Raw genomic sequence first — 23,366 nt, 5'->3', positions numbered from 1 at the left:
CCGGTGCCGTGCGGTGACTCAGATGGGTTCGGGGGCGCGGCTGGGATCGCGTTCGGGCACATTCGCTTCGACACGCTCCATCAGCAGCGCGAACGACATGACCAGCAGCGGGATCACCAGCACCATCCACATGATCCTTCAGGTACCCGGATCGGTCGTCGGGCAATCGCTCCCATCGGTGGTTTCGCTCCGGCGGGCGTCGGGGAGGACGGGAACCGCCCGATCGACTGACGCCTACTCCAGACTCGACGCCGGCACTACGGCGTCATCACGCAGCGCTGAGCACGACTCCATCTTCCGGCGGGATTCTCGTCGAGCCACTCGCAGGGCAATCACACTGCGTCGCCAAAATAGCGTCTATCAGCCACGCGCTGTGAGCATCGGCACTTTGACGTGGTCCTCTCCGGCCCAGTTCACTTTGTCTTCGCTCCGGGAACGCATCCGGACTGCCGGGGGAGGATGAGCACGGTGGGTACGCCGGATCTGGTCAGAGAATCCGCGCTGGGCGGGCGGTTGGTGTTGTGGGAGGAGTCGGCCCGCGACGGCGCCCAGGGCAAAACCCTGATGAGCGCGGACTTTCGCGTGCGGCTGGCTCGGGAACAGGGACTGGTGTTCGGTGGCGACGGGCCGAGGCACGTGGTGTTCGCGGCCGGCTTCCCCGCGGTGTGCGCGGAAGAGTTCGCCGCCACCCGCCGAGTCGCGCTGGAAGCGGCCGGATCCGTCAGCCCCGCGGCGGTCTGCCGCGCCACCCTCGACGATGTCCGGCAGGCCTGCGACGCGGTACGGGGTGTGCCGAACGCACGGGTGATGATCGTGGTGCCCGCGTCCGACGAGATGGCCGACGCGATGGTGCACCGCCCCGCGATCGAAGCGCTCACCGACGCCGTCGCGCTGGTGCGCGCCGTGCGCGACGGCGATAGCGGCGTCATCCCGGACGTGTGTTTCGCCGACGCGCCCCGTGCCGACCTCGACGTGATGGCCGACGCGGCGACCACCTTGACCGCAGCAGGCGCCGGGGTGATCGTCGTCGCCGACACCACCGGCGATCTGCTCACCGAGCGCTGCGGCGCACTGTTCCAGGGCCTGCTCGAGCGGGTAGGCGAGGACGTCGTCCTGGCCTCACACCTGCACAACGACCTGGGTCTCGGCCTGGCGAACACCCTGGCAGCGGTCCGGGCCGGGGTCCGGGTCGTGTCGAGCTCGTGGCTGGGCGTCGCCGAGCGCAGTGGCATGGTCGCCACCGAACAGATCCTGTTCCTGCTCGCCCATCGCACCGCCGAACTGCTGGGCGAGGCCGACCTCTGGCACACCGCGCCCGACCTGACCAGGATTCCCGCCATCGCCCGCTCGGTGTCGGCGGAGACCGGCCTGCCGCTGACCGTGACCACACCGATCGTCGGCACCGGGGTCGGCACGATCTCCACCGGCACGCCGTTCGTGCGGCCGGAAACGTTCCAGCCCTACGACCCCGCGATTCTGGGCATCGAGCCGGACGTCGTGCTGACCCACCTCGCCAGCGCCCGGGTCCTGCGTGCGGTCGGCGAACTCGCGGGGCTGGTACTCGACCGCGCGGAGACGGCGGCCGCCTTGGCATGGGTGAAGGCGGAAGCGTTCCGCCGCAACGAAGCCGTCATCCCGGTCGAGAGCCTGGTCGGGTTCGTCGACGCGTTCCGCGCGACCACGCCGGTGACGGCGACGTGACGCCGTCGATCGCGGAGTCGGCTGCGGCCGCCGACGCGCTGCGAGCGGGCTCGGCCGTCGTGTTTCCCAATCCGTACCCGTTGACCTCCGTGGTCGCCGCGACCTCACCCGATGTCGTCAACACCGCCAAAGGCCGCCCGGCGGACCAGGCCGTCGCGCTGTGGCTGGTCGACGACGAGCGGTGGACCGAGTTCGCCGACGCACTCGACCTCGACAACGCCACCCGCGACCTCGCCCGTGACCTCCTGGTGCACGAGCGGCTGACGCTGTTGCTGCCGTTGGCGACCGACCGGGTGCCGGACTGGGCGTCGCCGGCCACCCGCGACGGCCATGCCCTCGTATTCGGCGCCTGCTGGGATCCGCTGCGCCCGATCCTCACCGGCATCGGGCACCTGCACGTCAGCAGCGCCAACCGGACCGGGCACCCGCCTGCGGCGTCTCCCGCCGAGGCGCGCGCGATGTTCCCGCCGGAAGTCCACGTTCTCGATGCCGCCGACGACTCGTCCGTCGCCGGGCGCGCGGCGACCACCACTCTGCGCGTGAGCCGGAACCACGGGCTGGCGCATACCCGTCCTGGTGCTCAGGACCGCGCATACAGCGGGCCCGATGCCTACCTCGCGCGCTTGCGCGCCGTCTACGTCGCGACCTGAAACCTCTACTCGGCCTCAACAAGAGGGCAGAGCGCGCTCGAGGAGGACCTCCGCCGCCGCCCGTCCATGCCTGCCGTAGTCGGCGTCGTTCAGCACCATGGCTCGGCTGGCGGCCCCGTCCGCGAGGATCACCAACTGCTCGGCGAGTGCGCCGGGGTCGCGGCAGCCCAGCTCCGTCACCAGCGCGGAGACGAGCTGCACCATCCGCAGTTTCTGCTCGCGGGCGTAGGAGTGAACCGCGCTCTCCACGTCGGGGAACTCCGCGGCGGCATCGATGAACGGACATCCGCGTACCGGAGACGTGGTCGCCGAGGGCTGGCTGAACAGCCCGAGGATCCGCTCCCGTACGGGAATGTCCTCGCGGGTCAAGCTGCTTTCCAGGGTCGCGCCCGAAGACGCGAGGTCCTGCAGGTGTGCGATGACCAAGTCGCTCTTGGTCCGAAAATGCACGTAGAGCGTGCGCTTGGAGACCGGTGCCTCTTCCGCGACCTGTTCCATGCCGGTCGCGTTGATTCCCTGAGTCGCGAACAACCGGGCGGCCGCGGCCAGGATGCGCTCCCGGCCGCCACGTCCCTGTCGTCGAGTGGCCGTAGGCGTCGTTCCCATCGGGCAAGTATACGCCTGTGTTTACTTCGGTGGACCGGGTTGCTAGCCTCGACTCAGAGTAAACACAAGCGTTTACCTAAGTTGTCGTTGAGGAGTGTTTCATGAGCGTGTCGGTCCCTGTCGAGCTGAAGTACAGCGCGGAGAAGCTGATAGGCGGTCGTCACGCGACGCGCGCTTTCCGTCCTGAAGCCGTGCCCGAGGACACCCTGCGTGCGATCTTCTCGCTGGCCGGTGCCGCACCGTCCAATTCCAACGCGCAGCCATGGCAGGTGGAGGTGGTGAGCGGCGCGGCGCGTGAGCGCCTGGCGAATGCCCTGCAGGCGGCCCACGCCGAGAAGCGCATCTCGGTGGACTTCCCGTACTCCGAGGACATGTATTCGGAAGTGCATCACGCGCGCCGGGCCGTGTTCGGCGCGGAGCTGTACGGGGCGTTGGGCATAGCCCCGGACGACTCGGCGGCACGTGCGGCTTATGACGCGGAGAGTCTGCGGTTCTACGGTTCGCCACACGCCGCGTTCCTGTTCGTCACCGGTGACGGCGGGCCGCGACTGGCGGCGGACGTCGGTGCCTACATGCAGACGTTGCTCCTGGCGATGGCCGCGTACGGCGTGGCCAGCTGCCCGCAGGGCTTGCTGAGCTTCTACGCCGACACTGTCCGCGGGGAACTCGGTGTCACTGCGGGAAAGCTGCTCTTGGGCATCTCCTTCGGCTATGCCGACGAGACCGCGCCGGTGAACCGGGTCGCGACCGGGCGAGCCGCGCTCGAGGCGACCACGGCATTTCACGCCTGGTGAACGGGTCGGGGGTGGCGATTCGGGTTATTGAGGGGTAAGTCAAATGTGGCGTGATCGAGCCTCTGCGATGAAGGACCCCTTCGCTGGCTTCAAGGCTGAGAGGTGGCCTTCGCGGCACGGTTCTGGACCGGTCAGCGGGCGCCAATCGTTCCTCAAGTGTCCGCGGGGACACTCTCTGACGGCTGAATGTTCGGTTGATGGCTGGATGTGCGGTTTCGAGGGGGTCGTGAGTGATAAAGAGGGTTAGAACGCGCATTGCCACTCACGACCCTGCTTACAAAGCGTGCAAATAGGCATAAATCAGACATTTATTCGCTCGCAGGTGTCCTCTGTGGACGATCGGGATGCGGCCGGCTCTCGTCGGACGGCCAGATCCGCGACACTGGAGGCTCGTCGCGACCCGCCCGCGAACACGACGCGTTTGCCCTTCTCCTCAATAACCCTCTTTGCCATCCACGACCCCCGCTGCAAAGGTGTGGCCGGTCCAGATCTACGACGTCGAAGCCTTCCGGTCGTAAACCTGAACCGGACACCTACATCCGGCTCAGCGCCGGTAGTGGACCTCACCGCGCAGGGCAGGTGACGTCGGGCTGCCGCAGCGCTGTTCGAACGTCGCGTCGAGGGCGACGAGCCCCTCCGCGCCGCGTTCGATGTGGTCGATCGTGAACGTCGAATAGTCGTCGACGCAGCCCAGGCCGTTGGAGACGGCCAGGATATGCGCGCCGCCGACGTGGTCGTAGGTGCCGGCCTGGAGGTTTCCGGACGGCGCGGTGAAGTCGAGCGCGATGTAGTCGAATCCATGGTCGGTCTCGGCGGCCACCCGCAGGGTTGTTCCGCTCTCCCAGAACCGCACCTCGTTCTCCGGCGAGGCGGTCCAATGACCGCTTCTGCCGTCGACCGGATGCGCACCCTGTTCGGCGGTGAAGTCGAGACTCGCGACGGGCTCGGCGGCCGCGGCCGGCGCGAACGCGGTGGCCAGGCCGGCGGTGACGGCGAGCGTGGCGAAGGCATGACTGAACTTCATGGAACCCCCAAGGTCAGCCGCTCTCCGTGGAGCGGTCCTCACCGATACTGCCGGGATTCCCGGTACCTGCCACGAGTAGAACTACTCAACAGGCCGTCGCGAGCGAGACCGGCTACATCGACTTCGGGCGGCTGAAATTCTGACCGTCACGAACCCCGTCGGCGACTGTGGCCGGATAACATGCTCCGAACCGGGCTCGCCCCGGAGAACAGGCAGGCGGGAGCTTCGAGGTGATCCGCAGTTCGGTGACGATGGCGCTTCCCGCCCTTCCTGCGCTGGTCTACGAAGTGTTGTGGGAACGGCTCCGCCTCGGGCCCATGCCGTCGCCACTCGTCGTGCGCCGCCACGGCGGTGACGAGTCGGAGCGAGAAGAATGCCTTGCTCGCGCACATCGATGGCTGACCTCCAACAGCCTCGGAGACGCGGACAATCTCGACGGCGATCTGCTGCAGGCTCTGCGGGCGATGGACGACCGCGATCTCGCGCTGTCCGTGCGCTACAGCGACTCCGCCGGCCAGGTGTCGATCGGCTGTTTTCCTCAGCCCACCGGCCGGGCGCTGCGCGTGGTTCTGCGGGACGAGACCGTGGAACTGGGATGGATGAACGCGAAGAAGATGGCGGAAGGCATGCTGGAAGCCGTGCCCGATGCCCAGCCGGGAACCGGGCGGCCTCTCCGGGTGAGCGAACTCGCTCTTACCCGGTCGCGCCGGGCGTGGCGGCGATCGGGGTTGCTCAGCGCCGGCAAGCGATCCTTGATCGAGCACGGGGTGACCCCTGATGGCGCCGAGTGGTTCCTCCGTGTTCTGGCGAGGACGAGGGCGACCGGTCAGGTGAGTGCGGCACGACCGGGAGTCGCCGGGAAAGCACTGACGGCCATCCGCCCATTGTCCTTTGTGGATAGTTCAGATGGCCGGTACGTCGTCATGCGCAGCTACGGATCGGTCACGCTGATGCCTGCCGACGATGCGACCTTGACGGCCCGGATCAAAGGGCTCGCGGACGACGACTTCATCGAGAGCCGGTATGCGCGCGAAACAGGTGCGTTCAGCCACCTGTGGTGAGCCAGTATCCGTCTGCCGCACGCTGACCGATCGTCGTTCCGAGGAGAGCGAAATGCCCGACCTGCCCAGCCCGGACGAGGTGACCGTTGCCAAGTCGACGGGAGTGAGCCGTTCGGCGTTCCGGCGTGTGCTGGCGGGCAGTACCGCGGGGGCCGTGCTGGAGTGGTACGACTTCGCCCTCTACGGCATCCTCGCCGCGACCGTGCTCGGGCCGCTGTTCTTCCCCGGTGGTAACGCCGTCGCGCAGTTGCTGCTGGCTCTGGCCACCCAAGGACTGGGGTTCGTCGCGCGGCCGATCGGAGGCATCGTCTTCGGCCATCTCGGCGACCGCCTCGGCCGTAAACCCATGCTGGTCGTGACGTTCCTGCTGCTCGGCCTGTCCACGTCGGCCATCGGGCTGCTGCCCACGTACGCGCAGGCGGGGATCGGGGCGACGATCTCGCTCGTCGTCCTGCGCCTGATCCAGGGCTTCGCGCTCGGTGGCGAGTTCGGTGCCGCCGTGCTGATGGTGAGTGAGTACGGAAGCCCCCGCCGCCGGGGGTTCTGGTCCGCCTGGCCACAGGCGGGCGCACCGCTCGGCACGGTACTGGCGACCGGGGTCGTGGGGTTGCTGACGATCGCGCTGCCCAGCGGGCAGTTCGAGCACTGGGGCTGGCGCATCGGGTTCCTGCTCGCCGTTCCCTTGCTGGTCATCGGCTTCTGGATTCGCCGTCGCATCGACGAATCGCCCGTGTTCCGGCAGGCGCGGTCACGCGCCGACTCCGCCGCGGCCGAACGGTCGCGGTCGAGCATCCTGGAAACGCTCGCTCACCCGGGACCGGTCCTGCGCGGCCTCGGCGTGCGACTGGGCGAGAACGTCGCGTTCTACGTCTACACCGTCTTCGTGGTGGCTTATGCCACGACTTCGTTCGGGTACACCAAATCCGACGTCCTCCTCGCGGTGACCGTCGGATCCCTGCTGCAGTTCGCGGGCATGCTGGCGGGCGGTCACTGGTCGGATGTGGTCGGACGGCGAATCGCGATGCTGGTTCCCGCCGCGGGACTGGCGATCTGGGCGCCGTTGTTCTTCCTGATGGTCCAATCGGACAGCCTGCCGCTGCTCTATGTCGGCGTCGGTGTCGGCGCGGCGCTGCACGGCCTCCTCGCCGGTCCGGAGGCCGCCTGGATCGCGGAACTCTTCCCGACCGAGCGCCGCTTCGCCGGAGCCTCCCTGGTCTTCCAGGGCTCGTCGATCATCGCCGGCGCGCCGGCGCCCTTCATCGCCGTCTGGCTCGTCGAGAACCACGGCACCACCGCCGTCGTGCTGTATCTGGTCGCCACCATCGCGGTCACGCTGGTCGCCTTGCTGTTCAGCGCGGAAACCAGGGGAGCCGACTTCGGCGCCGAGCCGGCCTAGCTCCAGAACCGCCTCACGACACCGGCCCCACGAGCCTGGCCACGCGGCCATTTAGGTGTTACCTTAGGTAACAGTGAATCGCGGTAACATGTAGCCGCGCGCAGCTGTCGACGTCGTCAGGGAGGTCCGTATGACCAGCACCGATGTGCCGCGCACGGCCGGGGCCGGCCGCCGCGAGACCGCTCAGCGGCTTCTCGATTCGGCCGCGATGCTGTCCTACGACCCGGCCACCGAAGTGGACTGGGAGACGCCGCTGGACAAGGACTTCCACGGCGCGAGCCCGGAGTGGAGCACCCTCTACGGCACGAGCTACTGGGCCGAGATGAGCCCGGAGCAGCAGAAGGAACTCACGCGCCAGGAAGCCGCTTCGGTCGCGAGCACCGGCATCTGGTTCGAGATGATCCTCCAGCAGATGGTGCTGCGCGATTTCTATGCCAAGGACCCGACCGACCCGGCCTTCCAGTGGGCGCTGACCGAGATCGCCGACGAATGCCGCCACTCGATCATGTTCGCCCGCGGCGCCGCGAAACTCGGCGCGCCCCCGTATCGACCGCGCCGGCTCGCCGTCGAGCTCGGCCGGGTCTTCAAGGCGACGGCGACCGGTGAAGCCGCGTACGCGGCGATCCTCGTCGCCGAAGAAGTCCTCGACGTGATGCAGCGTGACTGGATGCGCGACGAGCGCGTGGTCCCGTTCGTGCGCACCATCAACAACATCCACGTGGTCGAAGAGTCCCGGCACATGAAGTTCGCCAGGGACGAGACGCGTGAGCAGCTGGAGGGCGCGGGCCCCGTGCGCCGCCGGATCAACGCGCTGGTCATCGCGATCGCGTCGTACTTCATCGTCAGCAGCATGGTCAACCGCGACGTCTACAAGAACGCGGGACTCGACACAGCGCGCGCGTTGCGCGAGGCGAAGGCCAACGAGCACCACAAGTCGATGATGCGCTCCAGTTGCGCCGGTCTGATGGAGTTCCTCGGCTCGTGCGGTCTGCTCACCCGCCCCGCGCTGGTGTTCTACAAGCGGGCGAACCTGATCTGAGATGGCCTTCGCGATCACCCAGACCTGCTGCAGCGACGCCACCTGCGTGTCGGTCTGCCCGGTCAACTGCATCCATCCGACGCCGGACGAGCCGGATTTCGGCACCACCGAGATGCTCTACGTCGACCCCGCGTCGTGCATCGATTGCGGAGCCTGCGCGGACGCCTGCCCGGTGGACGCGATCTTCCCGGCGGATCTGCTGACCGGACCATTCCAGGTCTACGCGGGCATCAACGCGGAGTACTTCGCGGACCGCGAGGTCGTGTCCTCGGCGGACCCGGCGCCCAACTTCCACCGCTGGAGCCCGCCGGCGTTCGACAGGGCCATTCCGAGCGACTTCGCGCCGCCGGACATCGCCGTCGTCGGCTCCGGCCCGGCCGGTATGTACGCCGTCGAGGACCTGCTCCTGCACACGAACGCACGGGTCACCCTGATCGATCGGCTGCCGGTCGCGGGCGGGCTCGTCCGCTACGGCGTCGCCCCGGACCACCCCGCCACGAAAAGGATCGGCGAGACGTTCTCGCGGCTCCACGAGCACCCGAGGCTGCGGCTGGTCCTGGGCACCGAGGTCGGGCGGGACGTCACCGTCGACGAACTGGCCGGGCGCCACGACGCCGTCGTCTATGCGGTCGGCGCCTCGTCCGCGCGAAGCCTCGGTCTGGACGGCGAGGAACTGCCCGGCAGTGTCGCCGCGACCACCGTGGTCGCCTGGTACAACGGCCATCCGGACGTCCCCGCGAACGCGGTGGACCTGTCCGCGGAACGCGTCGTGCTGATCGGCACCGGCAACGTCGCCCTCGACGTGGCCCGGATCCTCACCGCCGACCCGGACACCCTGGCCGGCACCACGATCGCCCCGCATGCGCTGGAACGCTTGCGCACCAGCAAGATCCGGGAAGTCGTCCTGCTCGCCCGGCGAGGACCGGAGGACACCGCCTACTCCACCCAGGAACTGCTCGCGCTCGCCGGGCGCGCCGGCGTGCCACTCGTCGTCGACGACGCGGACCCGCGCACCGCGGCCGCGATCGACGCGGGCACCGGCAAGGCGAAACTGCTGCGCGAACTCGGCCGCGAGACCGTCGACTGGACCGAGCCGCCGGACGCGGACCGACGCCGCATCGTCCTGCGTTTCCACTCCGCTCCCACGGAAATCATCGGAGACGGGCAGGTGCGCGGCCTGCGCGTCACGAGCGCGGACGGGCAGGCAGAAATCACCGCCGGCCAGATCGTGCGCGCCGTCGGATACCACGGTGTCCCCGTGCCGGGCCTTCCGTTCGACGACAGCCGCGGCACCATCCCGAACACCGCCGGCCGCGTCGACGGACGCCTCGGCGCCTACGTCGTCGGCTGGATCAAACGCGGTCCTTCGGGCGGGATCGGCGCGAACCGCACCTGTGCGAAGGAGACCGTGGGAACCCTGCTGGGCGACATCACCTCCGGCAGGCTTCCCGTCCGGACGAGGCGCTCGCCGATCGCCGCGCTGGCCGCGCGATTCCGCGGCCGCTGACCGGATTGCCTGTGGGCCTTCGCTCGGATGAGCGTGGCTGTCTGGTCGGGTCGCAGGTGATTCTTGTGCGAAAACGGGCGTTTCATCGAAATTTAATGCGCCGCCGATAGCGTCACCGGAGATCGAAGTCTCGTCTTTTGCAGGGATTATGCGCTGATCCCGGCGGGGGAAGTTCGCCCGAACGCACTAGTTCGATTCGACTATTCGATCGAATGTCTTCGTCAGACGCGTCACCGTTCGATCCCGCGCGCGACAAAGAATGTCGCTCTCTGCTGGGACCAGATAGTCGAATCCATTGATCCAGAGGGGGTCGGGGGCATGTCTGCCTTCGCGTGGGCTCGTCCGGTTCGTCATCGCCACAAGGCCGTGGTGGTCGTTCTGTTACTGGCGTTGGTGGCGATGGCCGTCCCGAGTGCGGGCCCGCCTGCCTCGGTGCGTGAGGCGGGGCAGGCTTCGGGTGCGGACGGGGCGGTGACGGCTCCCGAGCATCCGGAGGGAACGGCGTTCGATCCGAATCAGATCAAGGACATCAAGGCGGCCGATCCGGGGGCCGGGGTGAACCTGATCGGGCCACCGACGGCGAACTCCATGGGCGATGCGCGGATGTCGTATCCGCTGGAGGTGCCCAAGGGGAGAGCGGGCCTGGAGCCGAAACTGGCGGTGTCGTACAGCTCCGGAGGTGCGAACGGCTGGCTGGGCGTCGGGTGGGACGTCTCCATGCCGTCCATTGCGGTGGACACCCGTTGGGGGGTGCCGCGCTTTGACGCCGGGCTGGAGACCGAGACCTATGTGCTGGGCGGTGAGCAGTTGACGCCGGTGGCCCATCGGGGTGCCTTGCAGGCCCGGACGGCGGAGAAGGTGTTCCACGCGAGGGTGGAGAGCCGGTTCGATCGGATCGTGCGCCATGGGGACAAGCCCGCGAACTACTGGTGGGAGGTCACTGACAAGTCGGGCACCCGCACGGTGTTCGGCGGTGCGGAGAACACCACGTTGACCGATGCCTCGGGTCGGGTGGCGACGTGGGCGGCGCGCGAGGTCCGTGACACCAACGACAACGTGCTGCGCTATCACTACGCCCGGGTGGAAGACGGCGGCACCGCGAAGTCGACGGTGCCGGGCAGCAACCTGTATCCGCGGCGGATCACCTACACCGGCCACGGTGCGAACGAGGGCAAATACTCGGTGACGTTCCTGCGGGACCGCGACCGGGGTGAGCCGCGCCGCGGCGATGTGCAGATCGACGCTCGTGGCGGGTTCAAGAAGGTGACCGCGGACCTGCTGCGGCGGGTGGAGGTCAAACTGGACGACCAGCTGATCCGGGCCTACGAGCTGAACTACCGGGCAGGCGCGTTCGCGAAGACGTTGCTGGCGTCGGTGTCTCAGTTCGGCGAGGACAACAAGCTGTTCAACACCCACTCGTTCGACTATTTCGACGAGGTGCGTGACCAGGCGGGCAACTACACCGGGTTCGCCGACGCCGCCGGTTGGTCGGTCCCGGACGACGATCTGGGCGTGAACATCCGTGAAGGTGAGGCGAGTGCGATCTCGGCGAACACCTCCGTCGGGTTCGGCGCGCACTTGTTCGCCGGCTACAACGTGCAGGGGCTGCCGGTCAAGCAGGGTGGCGTCGGGCTGAAGGTCGGGTTCAACGCCGGCCAGTCCGACGGCCTGTCGGCGCTGGTGGACGTGAACGGCGACAACCTGCCGGACAAGGTCTTCCGCAAGAACAACGACGTGTACTACCGCCCCAATCTGAGCACTCCGGGGGGTGAACCGAAGTTCGGTGACACGCCGACCAGGTTGCGCGACCTCCCGGGGATCTCGACCGAGCGGACGTTGTCGGGCACGATCGGTGTCGAGGCGTTCGTCGTCGCTATCGCCGCGCAGCTGGACTTCGTGGGGACCACGACCACGTCGGATCGGTTCTTCAGCGACGTCAACGGTGACGGCATCACCGACCTGGTCAACAACGGCGGCGTGCTGTTCGGCTACCTGGACGCCAACGGGCAGCCCGCCTACAGCGCGGATTCCACCCGCACCCCGGTGCCGGTCGGCGGTGGCGCGGTGACCGGCGAGATCGTCGGTGACCAGACCGCGCAGTTCAACCAGCAGGTCGACAACTCCCCGCTGCTGGACTCGGTGCGCCGCTGGGTCGCGCCGTTCGACGGCACCGTCCGCGTCGACGGCCGCGTGCAACTGACCGCGGACCCCTCGCCCGCGCGCGCCGCGTACACCAAAGCCGACGGTGTGCGGGTCACCATCCAGGCCAAGGACACCGAACTCTGGGCGCAACGAATCGGCCCGGACGATCACACCGAGTTCACTCCGGCCAATGTGTCGGCGGTCGCGGTGAAGAAGGGCGACGCGCTCTACTTCCGCACACAGTCCATTCTGGACGGAAAGTACGACACGGTGGCGTGGGATCCGGCGATCAGCTACACCGACCTGGCGGCCGGTACGGACGTGAACGGGCTGGCGAACACGGTGTTCCGTGCGTCGGCGGACTTCACGCTCGGCGGCCGCTCGTCGCAGGTGATGGTGCCGGTGACCGGCAAGCTTCAGCTGACCGGCGACGTGGTCAAGAGCAAGGCGACCTCGGACGACGTGACCGTCGTGATCACGAAGGGCAACGGGGTGCACGCTCCGGCGGAGGTGTATCGCAAGGTTCTGCCCGCTGACTCGACCGGGACCACCAAGATCGACATGAGCCTCCCGGTCAGCCAGTTCGAGAAGATGTCATGGCACATCAAGACCGACTCCTCGATCGATGTTTCCGCGGTGTCCTGGGTACCGAAGGCGCACTACACGGAGGCGCCGGGCGTGGAGTCGCTGGTCGACGACAAGGGGCAGCCGTCCCTGGTGATCAGCCCGCCGTTCGACGTGGACATGTACCCCGCCGACACCCTCGCGGCGCCGCAGCAGACCTACAAGGTGACCAAGACCGGCAAGCTGCGGGTCCGGCCGAACGTGAGGCTCAACTTCGGCCTGACCGGGGCGACCAAGATCGCGTTCACCATCAAGAAGCGCGGCGGGCAGCTGCTGGGCAAGCGGGTCGTCGACATCGTCAACGGGCAGTACGGCTCACCCGGCCAGGACCTGGACGTGGTCGTCCCGGTCACCCAAGGCGACGAGCTGTATTTCGACCACTCCACCACGGATTCCAACCTGTTCAGCTTGGTCGCCGAACAGTCCGCGAAGGTCACCTACGACCTCTCGTCCCCATGGCCGACGTTCAGCCCGGCGCCGAGCGCGGCACACGGCTCCGCTCAGCAGGGTGCGTTCCCGCAGCCCTATCGCGGCTGGGGTGTGATCGGCTACCAGGCCAACCGCGACCGCGCGACCCAGCCCATCAAGCAGGCCGAACTCGCGATCGACCAGAGCTTCAAGAACGCCCTTCCCAAGGAACCCAAGGAAGCCGACATCCCGGGGTTCGCCGCGAACCCCCGGATCGCCATGCCCAGGCTGGCGATCTTCGCGCCGAACCCGGCCAAGGGCGGCTGGGCCGCGCAGGACGAGTCGTCCTGGTTCACCGGCACCATGGCGACCAGCTCCCGGCTCGGCGCGGACACCATCGACGTGGTCACCGACGCCGATGTCGCCGGTGACCGCACGGCGATGCGTCGCGGCGTGACCGGTCAGGTGTCCGGCACGCTGTCCGCCGGTCCGTTCGGGGGCACGGTCGTCGGTGGGATCACCGCGGGTTCCGTCGACTACGTCGACCTCAACGGTGACCGCTTTCCCGATGTCGTCGGCGCCAAGGAGATCCAGTTCACCGATGCCAACGGCGGGCTCGGCGCTCGACGCGGCACACTCGGCGGCAACGTCCGCGAGTCCGACACCTTGTCCGGAAACGTATCCTTCTCCTCAGGCAGTGAGTCGGCCACCCTTGCCAGCGCACAGGGCCTGGCCGCTCCGGAGGCCGGGAGCAGCAACAACACCGCCACCTCCGGCCCGGTCCAACCGGCACTCGGGATCGGTGGCAGCGTCGGCGGCGGCGAGTCCGACACCCGCGTCGACCTCGTCGACATCAACGGCGACGGTCTACCGGACAAGGTCTTCGCCAACGGCGACGCCCAACTCAACCTGGGCTACAGCTTCGCCGCCAAGGAACCCTGGTCGGCGGGGCCGATCAACGACGCGTCAACTCGCAACCTCGGCGTCAACCTCGGTTTCAACGTCGACAACTACGGCTTCGCCGGGGGACTGTCCGCCGAACTGGGCACTTCGATCACCAACGCGAGCATGCTCGACGTCAACGGCGACGGTCTCACCGACCGCGTCTTCACCGATGGCGCCAACCCGATCAAGGTGTCCATCAACACCGGCACCGGCTTCACCGCGCCCACTCCGTTCCGCGGCAGCTTCGCCGACATCGCCGTGGACAAGAACGCCACACTCGGTGCGGGCGTCTACTTCACGTTCCCCGTCCCCACCCCGGTCGGCACGTTCGTGTTCAACCCCGGTGCCAACGTCTCCACCGGCATCGGCCGCGCCGAGATCGGCCTGCGTGACATCAACGGCGACGGCCTGGCCGACCACGTCAAATCCACCCGGGACAACGAGCTGCTGGTCGCGGTCAACAAAACCGGCCGTACGAACCTGCTCCGCGCGGTGACGCGGCCGTTGGGCGGGAAGATCGATCTGGACTACACCCGCACCGGTAACACTCAGGCGATGCCCGAGTCCCACTGGGTGCTGTCCCGCACCAGCGTGTCCGACGGCCATCGCGGCGATGGTGCCGACACCCAGCTCGCCACCTATCGCTACGAACAGGGGAAGTACGACCGGCTCGAACGCGAGTTCCACGGCTTCGGCAAGGTCGTCACCGAACAACGCGACCCCGGTGCGGCCGATGCCCTCTATCGCTCGACCACCAACGAATACCGCACCGACGGCCCGTACACCCGCGGGTTGCTGGCCCGTACCCTCTCCGCCGACGGTGCGGGACGGCCCTTCACCGAAACCGTCAACACCTATCGGACACGCGACACCGCGCCGGGCAGCGTGTTCGTAGGTTTGTCCCGGGTGGACAAGCGCTTCTACGAAGGTGCCGAGATACCTGGCAAGTCCACCTACACCGAAATGTCGTATGACGACTTCGGCAACCTGATCCGCTCGTTCGACGCAGCCGACGAGGGCACCGCAGACGACGTCGAGACCACCTACGGCTACACCGCGTCCGACCCTGCCTGCCGGGCGCGCAACCTCGTCGGAACCGCCAACCTGCACAAACAGCGCGGCACCAACGGCGGCGCCGTGTCGCGGCACAGCGAATCCACAGTGGACTGTGTGACCGGTACGGTGCGGCAAGTCCGTGCGTACCTCACCGACACCACCTCGGCCGACATCGACCTGGAGTATTTCCCGGATGGGAACCTGAAATCGGTCACCAAGCCCGCCAACAAGACCGGTCAGCGGTCCCGGCTGGACTACGGCTACGACACCGTCGTCGGCGTCCACATCGAATCCATCACCGACAACTTCAGGCTGCGGTCGGGCGCGACGCACAACCTGAAGTACGGGCAACCGGACCGCACCACCGACCAGAACGGCCAGCAGGTGCTGCGCTCCTACGACAGCGTGGGCCGGTTGGACACGGTCACGGGGCCGTACGAGATCGGGTCGGGCAAGGCCACGATCGACTTCGACTACCACCCCGAAGCCACCGTTCCCTATGCCACCACACGTCACCTCGACCGTGATGCCACCGGAGTCCGTGAGGACACCATCGACACCGTCACCTTCACCGACGGTCTCAAGCGCGTCCTGCAGACGAAGAAGGACGCGTCGGTCGCGAACAATCCCGGTGACACCCCCGAACAGGTCATGACGGTGTCCGGGCGGACGAAGTTCGACTTCCTCGGCCGCGTGGTGGAGACGTACCACCCCGTGACCGAGTCCAAGGGCGACGGCAACACCACGTTCAACGCCGCCTTCGACGCCGTGGCGCCCACGCGGGCCTGGTTCGACGTGCTGGACCGGCCGGTCAAGACGGTCGCACCGGACGAGGTCACGACCGCCATGGCCTATGGATTCGGCCCCGACCGGGCCGGTGTCGCCCGGTTCGAAACCATCGCGACCGACGGCAACGGCAAACAGAAACGCAGCTACACCGACCTGCGGGAGAAGACCACCGCGGTCAAGGAGTTCAACCCGGCGGGTGGACAGCCGGTGATCTGGACCAGCTACGGCCACGACGCGCTCGGGCAGATCACCACCGTGGTGGACGACAAGAACAACACCACCCGGTCCGAGTACGACTCCCTCGGCCGCCGCACTGCGCTCGACAGCCCCGACGCGGGCCGCACCGAGACCCGCTTCGACCTGGCGGGCAACCCGACGGCGAAGATCACCGCGAGCGGCAAGCAGGTCGAGTACGACTACGACCACAGCCGCCTCACCGCGGTTCGTTACCCGACCTTCCCGGCCAACAACGTCACCTACACCCACGGCGCACCCGGCGCACCGGACAACGCCGCCGGCCGGATCACCGAGATCCGCGACGCGGCCGGGACCCTCACCCGCGGCTATGGCCCGTTGGGCGAGACCACCCGGGAAACCCGCACCATCAAGATCGCCGGGCAGGCGGACCGCGGTTACACCACCGGATGGCGCTTCGACGCGTTCAACCGCGTCCTCCAGATGACCTACCCGGACGGCGAGGTCCTCCGCTACGACTACGACAGCGGTGGCGAGGTCACCCGCGCCACCGGGGCCAAGAACGGCACCGACTACCTCTACCTCGGTCGCCTCGACTACGACAAGTTCGGCCAGAAGGTGCTCCAGCAGGCCGGTAACGGGGTGCGCACCACCTACACCTACGACCAGGCCGACCGCAGGCTCGCCACCCTGAAGTCGAAGACGCCGGGTGCCACCGAGTTCCAGAACCTCGGCTATACCTACGACAAGGTCGGCAATATCTCGAAGCTGACCAACAGCACGGCACAGAACCCGACGATCGGTGGTCCGAGCAGTCAGACCTTCGGCTATGACGACCTGTACCAGCTCACCTCCGCTAGCGGCCAGTACACGACCAAGAGCAACCAGCAGGACAAGTACACCCTGGCGCTGGGCTACGACTCCATCCACAACACCACCAGCAAAACCCAGCACCACGAGATCACCGGCACGACCACCCCGTCCGCCCAAGTGGCTTCCCTGAACCACGGCGGCGGGGGGAGCCCGGCGTCACTAGGCCCGCTGTCGGTCGGACCGATCGAGCCGGTCGAGGACCCGACCAACCCTGCCGGGGTCCAGGACAAGACCAGCTATGACTACAAGTACGACTACGGCAGTGGAAAACCGCACGCGCCGAGCAAGGTCGGCCCGACCGACCAGGCCTACGACGCGAGCGGCAATCTCACCGACACGGTGAACACCGCTTCGGACGGCAAACGACGCCAGTACGTGTGGGACGAGGAGAACCGGCTCGCCTGCAACCAGGACACCGCCGCGGCGACGGTCCCTCAAACGCCAGCGGGTTGCGCCGACCCCACCGTCGGCTACACCTATGACGCGGCCGGCGAACGCGTCATCAAACAGGGCGACGGCCAATCCCTCTACCCCAACCGCGGCTACAGCGAACGTGACGGCATCGGCTTCAAGCACATCTTCATCGGCGACAGCCGCCTCACCACCAAGACGGTCGCCGCCGCTGGCTCCGAAAACGCCCAGTCCTACTTCCACGCCGACCACCTCGGCTCGTCCGGCTACGTCACCGACAAGCAGGGCAACGTCACCGAACACCTCGAGTACATGCCCTTTGGTGAAACTTGGGTGGAGGAGCAGGCCGGCCAGAGCGGCACGCCCTATAAGTTCACAGGCAAGGAACTCGACGAGGAAACCGGTCTCTACTACCACGGCGCCCGCTACTACAACCCGAGAACGCAACTCTGGGCGAGCGCAGACCCGGCCCTGCCTGAATACCTGGACTCCAGCCTCGCGGGTGGCATCACCAACCCTCGCAACTTGGCCACCCACACCTATGTTCACAACAATCCCGTCAAGCTGACCGACCCCACCGGCCGGTCGCCAGAGAACTATCAGATGCTTCTGGGCTATATGACGAGTGAGATGAATAAAAACGCCAAGGGGTCAGATGCAGCTGAGCTGCGGCAATTAAATGCGGGTAAACTATGTAGATATTGCCCTGTTACTCCTGAGAGTGCTACCGCCACCAAAATGGAGGCCTACAAGAAATTCATTAATCTCGTGCAGACGGGCGCTCCGTGGGATCACAAGAAGAAGATTTACAAAGATCTCGGATATGATCGAGATGTACCTGAACAATACGATGGCTATTTGAGAAACGATGCTTGGTCTAACATTCACTTTGGATACGTTGGTACTGCCGCCGGGTTTACCACGATCGAGCTGACCGAAGGCGCCAACCGGGCTGATCGCGAAGAGGGTGACCATAAGACTGATCCTGCAGATCAGGCCGCGGTTCAATTTGGTATTGATCTCCGCAACAAGTACGGCGACACCGAGATCACCCCGGAGATCTTCAATAAAGAGATCTGGTTGAATCATGAGAAGCTTGTGGAGGCTGGAGTAATTCAACAGCCGCCACCGATTCCCCGTTGTAATCAAGGGAACGTACAGTCATGCTGACTTATTACGGAAGGTTCTTGGACGGAATCTGGTCGGGTCACACGCAAACCCGAAAACCGTGAAGGCGTGGCGGTCTTGGCGATGGACTTCATCGAGACCGTCGCCCTGGCCGGCGTACGGCAGGCCGTCCGCATCCGGTACGTGTTGCGCGAGTACGAGCGGCACTACAGCCCACCCCGAACCCACCGATCGCTCGCCGCCGCAGCACCCCTCAAACCCTGCCGGCTCGAACACCTTGTCATATGCCGGCAAGACCGCCTTGGCGAAGTCATCCACGAGTACCGACTTGCAGCTTGAACTGCGCGGATGAGGTTTCGGCACGCACACCCGTCAGTATTTCAACGCTTGAGACGCTGCCCGATGGGTCTACGGCCGACGACCGTTTTCGGTGGCCCCAAACGGCGTTTGGGGCCACCGGTTTCATCTACCTACATGTAGAAGTCAACGGGGCTGGTTGGCCCACCACTTCTGGCCGGCTTCGGGCAGCGTCGAGATCGGGTCGTAGTACGGGTAGCGGCGCTGCAAGGCTTCCGGGTCCTCGTGCTCGATCCCGGTCCGGTAGTTCTTGGTCCAGTAGGAGATCCCGAGCTCGCGGTCGTAGTCGGCGAGCTGGTGCACCCACCGCTTCCCGACATACGGCACGTCGCACACGATGCGCGGGGTGGCATACCCCGGCAGGTACCCCATGATCGCGTGCTGCAGTTCCTGTGCCTCGTGCACGGAGACCCGCCAGTGCTCGGCGTTCGGGATCATGTCGCACATGTAGAAGTAGTACGGCAGGATGCTCGCTTCGCCCTGCAGCGCGAAGCACAGGTCCAGCAGCTCGGCAGGGGTCGCGTTGACGCCCTTCATCAGTACGCCCTGGTTGCGGACGTCGCGGACGCCGACGTCGAGTGCGGTCCGGGCGGCTTCCGCGACCAGCGGGGTGACCGACTGCGCGTGGTTGACGTGGGTGTGGATCGCGAGGTTGACGCCGCGGCGCTGGGCGGTGCCGGCGACGCGCTCGAGGCCTTCGACGACCTTCGGCTGGATCCAGTGCTGCGGCAGGGCGGCGAGCGCCTTGGTCGCGAGCCGGATGTCGCGGACGGTGTCGATGTCCATCAGCCGCATGAGGAACGACTCCAGCTGCGGCCACGGCACGTTCGCGACGTCGCCGCCGGAAACCACCACGTCGCGGACGCCGGGGGTCTTCTTCAGGTACTCGATCATCGCGTCCTGGCGATCGACCGGCTTGAGCGAGAGCTTGTGCTTCTCGATCTGCTCGGTCGAGTTCCCGACCAGGTCCATCCGGGTGCAGTGCCCGCAGTACTGGGGGCAGGTCGAGATCATCTCGGCGAGGACCTTGGTGGGGTAGCGGTGGGTCAGCCCCTCCACGACCCACATCTCCGCCTCGTGCAGCGAGTCCCGTTCGGAGTGCGGGTGGCTCGGCCATTCGGTGTCGCGGTCGCTGCGCACCGGGAGCATGTAGCGGCGGATGGGGTCGGCGTACCAGGCCTCGGTCACCTTCGCCGGGTCCGTACCGGCGTTGGGCGCCATCGTGTTGATCATCTGCGGCGGCAGCAGCATCGACATCGTGGCCATCTCGCGCTGGTCGGCGAGCATGTCCTCGTAGAAGCGCTCCTCGAGCTGGTCGCCCATCAGCGCGCGCAGTTGCTTGGCGTTGCGGATGCAGTGCACTCGCTGCCACTGCGCGTCGCGCCACTCTGCCTCGGTCACGTCGTGCCAGCCGGGGAAGCGGCGCCAGTCGGGTTCGATCAGCTCGACTCGGGTGTAGTCGTAGGGCTGATCGTAGGCGGCCACCGGCGAGGTCGGTTGCTGGATCGCAGTCACTTGTACTCCTCGTCGTCGGAAACGCGTGAAAATATCCTGTCACATCGTTCGGACGACGTAAATATTCCTGTCGTGCTCGGTGTGTCAGACGGACACTGCCTCCGGCTCCGAGCGGGTGCGAAGGTGATCGACAGCAGCGATTCCGGCGACCAGCGCGGCGGCGAGCAGCAGCAGGCCGGCCGAGTAGCCGAGGTGATGAACCGGTTCAAGCCGGGTCGATGGCGCGTTCTGGTCGCGGATGCCGACTGCGGCCATCGCCCCGGCGCCGCCGAACACCAGCACCGAGGCCAGCGGTCCGAGCACGGGCACGACGACGCCGTCTTCCGCGAGCCGGGGACCGGTCGTGACGACCACGGAGACGACGGTCGCGCACAGCAGCGCCAGCAGCAGCGCTCCCGGGATCACCGCGTCGTGGTCGATCAGCTTCTCCGGCACCCCGCCGGTCCCCAGATCCACGATGAACAGCACGAGCGCGGACACCACGGCCCCGCCGACGGCGAACTGCACCTTCCAGCGCGACGCGCCCACGAGACATCCGGCGGCGACCCCCACCGCGGCCGCCAGCCAGCTCAGCACCGGCTGGAACGCGACGGAGTACACCGCCAGCAACAGCGGCGCCATCGCGCCCACCTGCACACTCGCCGACGTCGCCGCGGCGAAGAACGCCCGCGATCCGGCGATCGCGCACGCGACGACCCCGCCGACGAGCACGATCAGCCCGCCGATGGCCACGACGACCTCCGCGTGCCTGCCGATCGACGCGACCGGCAGCTCGAGGATTTCGCTGACCTTCAGGACGTCCACCGCGCCCGCAGCCATGGGAAGCAGCACGGCCAGGATCGCCGCGGCGGCGAACCGGGCCGGCAGCGGACGCGGCTCGGGCCATTCCGGATCCTGCGCACGGGAACCGCGCGTGACGACGGCCAGCACGGCTCCGGCCACGCTCAGCGCGGTGAGGACCAGATCCCAGACCAGACCGCCGGTGGCGAGCATGAGCCACGACGCGCCGGCCAGGCCCGCGGCAAACAACTGCGTTCCCACGGTGAGCCCGATGAGCACGAGCCCGGCGGTCCGGGCGCCTCGCCGCAGGAGTTCCTGTGCCGCGGCGAGTACCGCCAGCAGCACCATCGGCGGCCCGGCCAGCGCGACGATCGTCAGCGACGGATGCCCGCCCAGGTCCGGGAACAGGCGCACGAGAGCGGTCGGAAGAGACAGGACGACCCCCGCCACCAGTAGCCACGGCCACCATCGCGTCAGGAACACGGCGGCGAGCACCGCGACCAGCGGCACCAGGGACACCAGCACCAGATCGGACGGCCAGCCCCGTGGCGCCGCCAGCGCGATCAACGGCCGCAGGATCGAGGTGTCGCGGACAGCCGCGAAAACGACCACCACCCCGAGCCCCAAAGCCGCCGACACAGTGGTCCCGGCGACGGCGCGACCTGCTTCCGTCTTCATGTTTTCAGCTCCCCAGCTCATTTCATCGACCCTAACCACGTGGTGATCATCCGCACGCTGCAAACTCGGAAGGGTGACGAACGCGCGAACCACGCTCCTGCTCGGCGGGCGCATCTACAGCCCCACCGCCCCTGACGCCACCGCCATGGCGATCACGGACGGCACCGTCGTCTGGGTGGGGCAGGACGGCCCGGCCAAAGCGCTGCATCCCGACGCCGAGGTGGTCGAACTCGACGGCGCCTTCGTCGCCCCCGCCTTCGTCGACGCGCACGTCCACGCCACCGCGACCGGCCTGCACCTCACCGGGCTGAACCTCGCGAACATCCGAAGCGCCGGAGAATTGCTGGCCGCGGTCCGCGACGCGGTCCGGCCCGGCCAGGTGCTGGTCGCGCACGGCTGGGACGAGTCCCGCTGGTCCGACGGCAGGCTGCCCAGCCGCGCGGAGATCGACGAGGCCGCGAGCGGGACCCCGGTGTACTTGAGCCGGGTCGACGTCCACTCCGCGCTCGTCTCCAGCGCGCTCGTCGCTTTGGCGCACGGCGTACACGACGCGCCGGGCTGGTCCGCCGACGGACCGCTGACCCGCGACGCCCACCACCGCGTCCGTGCCGCGATGCGCGAGGCGATCACTCCGAGGCAGCGCCGCGAGGCCCAGCGCGCGTTCCTCGCCGAGGCCGCCGCGCGCGGGGTCGTCAGCGTCCACGAGTGCGCCGGTCCGGACATCTCCGGCGCCGACGACCTCACCGATCTGCTCGCGCTCGCCGCGGAACCGGGACTGCCCGAGGTCGTCGGCTACTGGGGTGAACGCGGGGGAGTCGACACCGCCCGCGCGCTGGGCGCCAGGGGAGTCGCGGGCGACCTGTTCGTCGACGGCGCCCTCGGCTCCCGCACCGCCGCGCTGCACCAGCCGTACGCCGACGCCCACGACACCTCCGGGACGCTCTACCTCGACGCCCCCGCCATCGCCGAGCACGTCGGCGCCTGCACCGAGGCCGGGTTGCAGGCCGGGTTCCATGTCATCGGCGACGCCGCCGTCGCCGAGGTCGTCGAAGGCTTCCGGCTCGCGGAGATGACCGTCGGCCGTCGCGCGTTGGCAGCCTGTCACCACCGGCTCGAACACGTCGAGATGATCGACGTCGAGCAGGCGCGGGCGCTCGCGGGCTGGGGTGTGGTCGCGTCGGTCCAGCCGCAGTTCGACGCGGAATGGGGTGGCACGCAAGGGATGTACACCGACCGCCTCGGCGCCGAGCGGGCCGTGAAACTCAACCCCTTCGCCGCCATGGCCGCCGAAGGGCTCCTGCTCGCCTTCGGCTCCGACGCCCCGGTCACACCGGTCGACCCGTGGGCCACCGTCCGCGCCGGGACCTACCACCGCACCCCGGGATCGGGACTGTCCGCTCGCGCCTCCTTCACCGCCCACACCCGCGCCGGGCACCGCGCCGCCGGGGTCAACGACGGTGTCACCGGCAGCCTGGTCCCCGGCGCTCCCGCGCACTACGCGGTCTGGGACGCCACCGACCTGGTCGTCGCGACACCGGACTCGCGGGTGCAGCGCTGGTCGACCGATCCGCGGGCGGGCGTACCCCCGCTGCCGAACCTGGAAGAGGGAGCCACCTTGCCCCACTGTCTGCGCACGGTCCGCGACGGGCAGGTCATCCACGACGCGTTCACCCGGACGGCCTAGGGT

Annotated in this window: 14 protein-coding genes; 10 read left to right on the top strand and 4 right to left on the bottom strand. The window is 67.7% G+C overall.

Features of this window, described 5'->3' with window-relative positions; translation table 11 throughout:
* Positions 1-459: 459 nt before the first annotated feature.
* Together ACLJRM_RS18865 and ACLJRM_RS18860 are read left to right on the top strand one after the other, a co-directional pair.
* Entirely contained in the window at positions 460-1,701 is a 1,242-nt protein-coding gene (locus ACLJRM_RS18865) for a 2-isopropylmalate synthase (RefSeq protein WP_410663777.1), read from the top strand.
* Complete coding sequence (locus ACLJRM_RS18860) at positions 1,698-2,351, top strand: Sua5/YciO/YrdC/YwlC family protein (protein WP_410663776.1); 654 nt, start codon at positions 1,698-1,700, stop codon at positions 2,349-2,351. The genes ACLJRM_RS18865 and ACLJRM_RS18860 overlap by 4 nt, the downstream gene beginning before the upstream one ends.
* A 15-nt stretch (positions 2,352-2,366) precedes the next feature.
* Here ACLJRM_RS18860 and ACLJRM_RS18855 read toward each other — a convergent pair whose 3' ends face one another.
* Positions 2,367-2,957, bottom strand: coding sequence for a TetR/AcrR family transcriptional regulator (locus tag ACLJRM_RS18855; protein WP_410663775.1), 591 nt, complete (start codon positions 2,955-2,957; stop codon positions 2,367-2,369).
* Positions 2,958-3,058: 101 nt separating this feature from the next.
* On the opposite strand from ACLJRM_RS18855, the gene ACLJRM_RS18850 reads away from it, so the two are divergent.
* On the top strand, positions 3,059-3,751 hold the full coding sequence (locus ACLJRM_RS18850; protein WP_410663774.1) for a nitroreductase: 693 nt from the start codon (positions 3,059-3,061) through the stop codon (positions 3,749-3,751).
* A gap of 544 nt (positions 3,752-4,295) precedes the next feature.
* On the opposite strand, the gene ACLJRM_RS18845 is transcribed toward ACLJRM_RS18850, so the two are convergent.
* Positions 4,296-4,775, bottom strand: coding sequence for a hypothetical protein (locus tag ACLJRM_RS18845; protein ID WP_410663773.1), 480 nt, complete (start codon positions 4,773-4,775; stop codon positions 4,296-4,298).
* A 230-nt stretch (positions 4,776-5,005) separates the two neighbouring features.
* Between ACLJRM_RS18845 and ACLJRM_RS18840 the strand changes: the two genes are divergently transcribed.
* The 6 genes from ACLJRM_RS18840 (at position 5,006) to ACLJRM_RS18815 (ending at position 18,688) form a co-directional block, all read left to right on the top strand.
* Positions 5,006-5,836, top strand: a complete 831-nt coding sequence (locus ACLJRM_RS18840) for an ESX secretion-associated protein EspG (RefSeq protein WP_410663772.1) — start codon at positions 5,006-5,008, stop codon at positions 5,834-5,836.
* Positions 5,837-5,888: 52 nt separating this feature from the next.
* Positions 5,889-7,232, top strand: coding sequence for an MFS transporter (locus ACLJRM_RS18835; RefSeq protein WP_410663771.1), 1,344 nt, complete (start codon positions 5,889-5,891; stop codon positions 7,230-7,232).
* A gap of 130 nt (positions 7,233-7,362) precedes the next feature.
* Positions 7,363-8,271: an AurF N-oxygenase family protein gene (locus tag ACLJRM_RS18830; RefSeq protein ID WP_101607822.1), complete on the top strand. Its 909-nt coding sequence runs from the start codon at positions 7,363-7,365 to the stop codon at positions 8,269-8,271.
* 1 nt (position 8,272) lies between these two features.
* A complete protein-coding gene (locus ACLJRM_RS18825; protein WP_410663770.1) occupies positions 8,273-9,778 on the top strand; it encodes an FAD-dependent oxidoreductase in 1,506 nt (501 codons plus the stop codon).
* A 318-nt stretch (positions 9,779-10,096) separates the two neighbouring features.
* Positions 10,097-18,391: a SpvB/TcaC N-terminal domain-containing protein gene (locus ACLJRM_RS18820; protein WP_410663769.1), complete on the top strand. Its 8,295-nt coding sequence runs from the start codon at positions 10,097-10,099 to the stop codon at positions 18,389-18,391.
* A 66-nt stretch (positions 18,392-18,457) separates the two neighbouring features.
* A complete protein-coding gene (locus ACLJRM_RS18815; RefSeq protein ID WP_410663768.1) occupies positions 18,458-18,688 on the top strand; it encodes a hypothetical protein in 231 nt (76 codons plus the stop codon).
* A gap of 144 nt (positions 18,689-18,832) precedes the next feature.
* On the opposite strand, the gene ACLJRM_RS18810 is transcribed toward ACLJRM_RS18815, so the two are convergent.
* Both ACLJRM_RS18810 and ACLJRM_RS18805 read right to left on the bottom strand, forming a co-directional pair.
* On the bottom strand, positions 18,833-20,221 hold the full coding sequence (locus ACLJRM_RS18810) for a KamA family radical SAM protein (RefSeq protein ID WP_410663767.1): 1,389 nt from the start codon (positions 20,219-20,221) through the stop codon (positions 18,833-18,835).
* A gap of 84 nt (positions 20,222-20,305) precedes the next feature.
* A complete protein-coding gene (locus ACLJRM_RS18805) occupies positions 20,306-21,679 on the bottom strand; it encodes a hypothetical protein (RefSeq protein WP_410663766.1) in 1,374 nt (457 codons plus the stop codon).
* Positions 21,680-21,752: 73 nt separating this feature from the next.
* On the opposite strand from ACLJRM_RS18805, the gene ACLJRM_RS18800 reads away from it, so the two are divergent.
* Positions 21,753-23,363, top strand: coding sequence for an amidohydrolase (locus tag ACLJRM_RS18800; protein ID WP_410663765.1), 1,611 nt, complete (start codon positions 21,753-21,755; stop codon positions 23,361-23,363).
* Positions 23,364-23,366 lie beyond the last annotated feature (3 nt).

The sequence above is a fragment of the Amycolatopsis sp. lyj-84 genome (assembly GCF_046549075.1).
Classification (GTDB): Bacteria; Actinomycetota; Actinomycetes; order Mycobacteriales; family Pseudonocardiaceae; genus Amycolatopsis.
Note: the sequence above shows the minus strand (reverse complement) of the source record. Positions and strands in the feature narration are given on the sequence as shown.

What these genes read in the sequence shown, in the direction of transcription:
- ACLJRM_RS18865 (WP_410663777.1), top strand. Translation starts at nt 460, where the DNA reads ATGAGCACGGTGGGTACGCCGGATCTGGTCAGAGAATCCGCGCTGGGC.
- ACLJRM_RS18855 (WP_410663775.1), bottom strand. Translation starts at nt 2,957, where the DNA reads ATGGGAACGACGCCTACGGCCACTCGACGACAGGGACGTGGCGGCCGG.
- ACLJRM_RS18850 (WP_410663774.1), top strand. Translation starts at nt 3,059, where the DNA reads ATGAGCGTGTCGGTCCCTGTCGAGCTGAAGTACAGCGCGGAGAAGCTG.
- ACLJRM_RS18845 (WP_410663773.1), bottom strand. Translation starts at nt 4,775, where the DNA reads ATGAAGTTCAGTCATGCCTTCGCCACGCTCGCCGTCACCGCCGGCCTG.
- ACLJRM_RS18835 (WP_410663771.1), top strand. Translation starts at nt 5,889, where the DNA reads ATGCCCGACCTGCCCAGCCCGGACGAGGTGACCGTTGCCAAGTCGACG.
- ACLJRM_RS18830 (WP_101607822.1), top strand. Translation starts at nt 7,363, where the DNA reads ATGACCAGCACCGATGTGCCGCGCACGGCCGGGGCCGGCCGCCGCGAG.
- ACLJRM_RS18825 (WP_410663770.1), top strand. Translation starts at nt 8,273, where the DNA reads ATGGCCTTCGCGATCACCCAGACCTGCTGCAGCGACGCCACCTGCGTG.
- ACLJRM_RS18820 (WP_410663769.1), top strand. Translation starts at nt 10,097, where the DNA reads ATGTCTGCCTTCGCGTGGGCTCGTCCGGTTCGTCATCGCCACAAGGCC.
- ACLJRM_RS18805 (WP_410663766.1), bottom strand. Translation starts at nt 21,679, where the DNA reads ATGAAGACGGAAGCAGGTCGCGCCGTCGCCGGGACCACTGTGTCGGCG.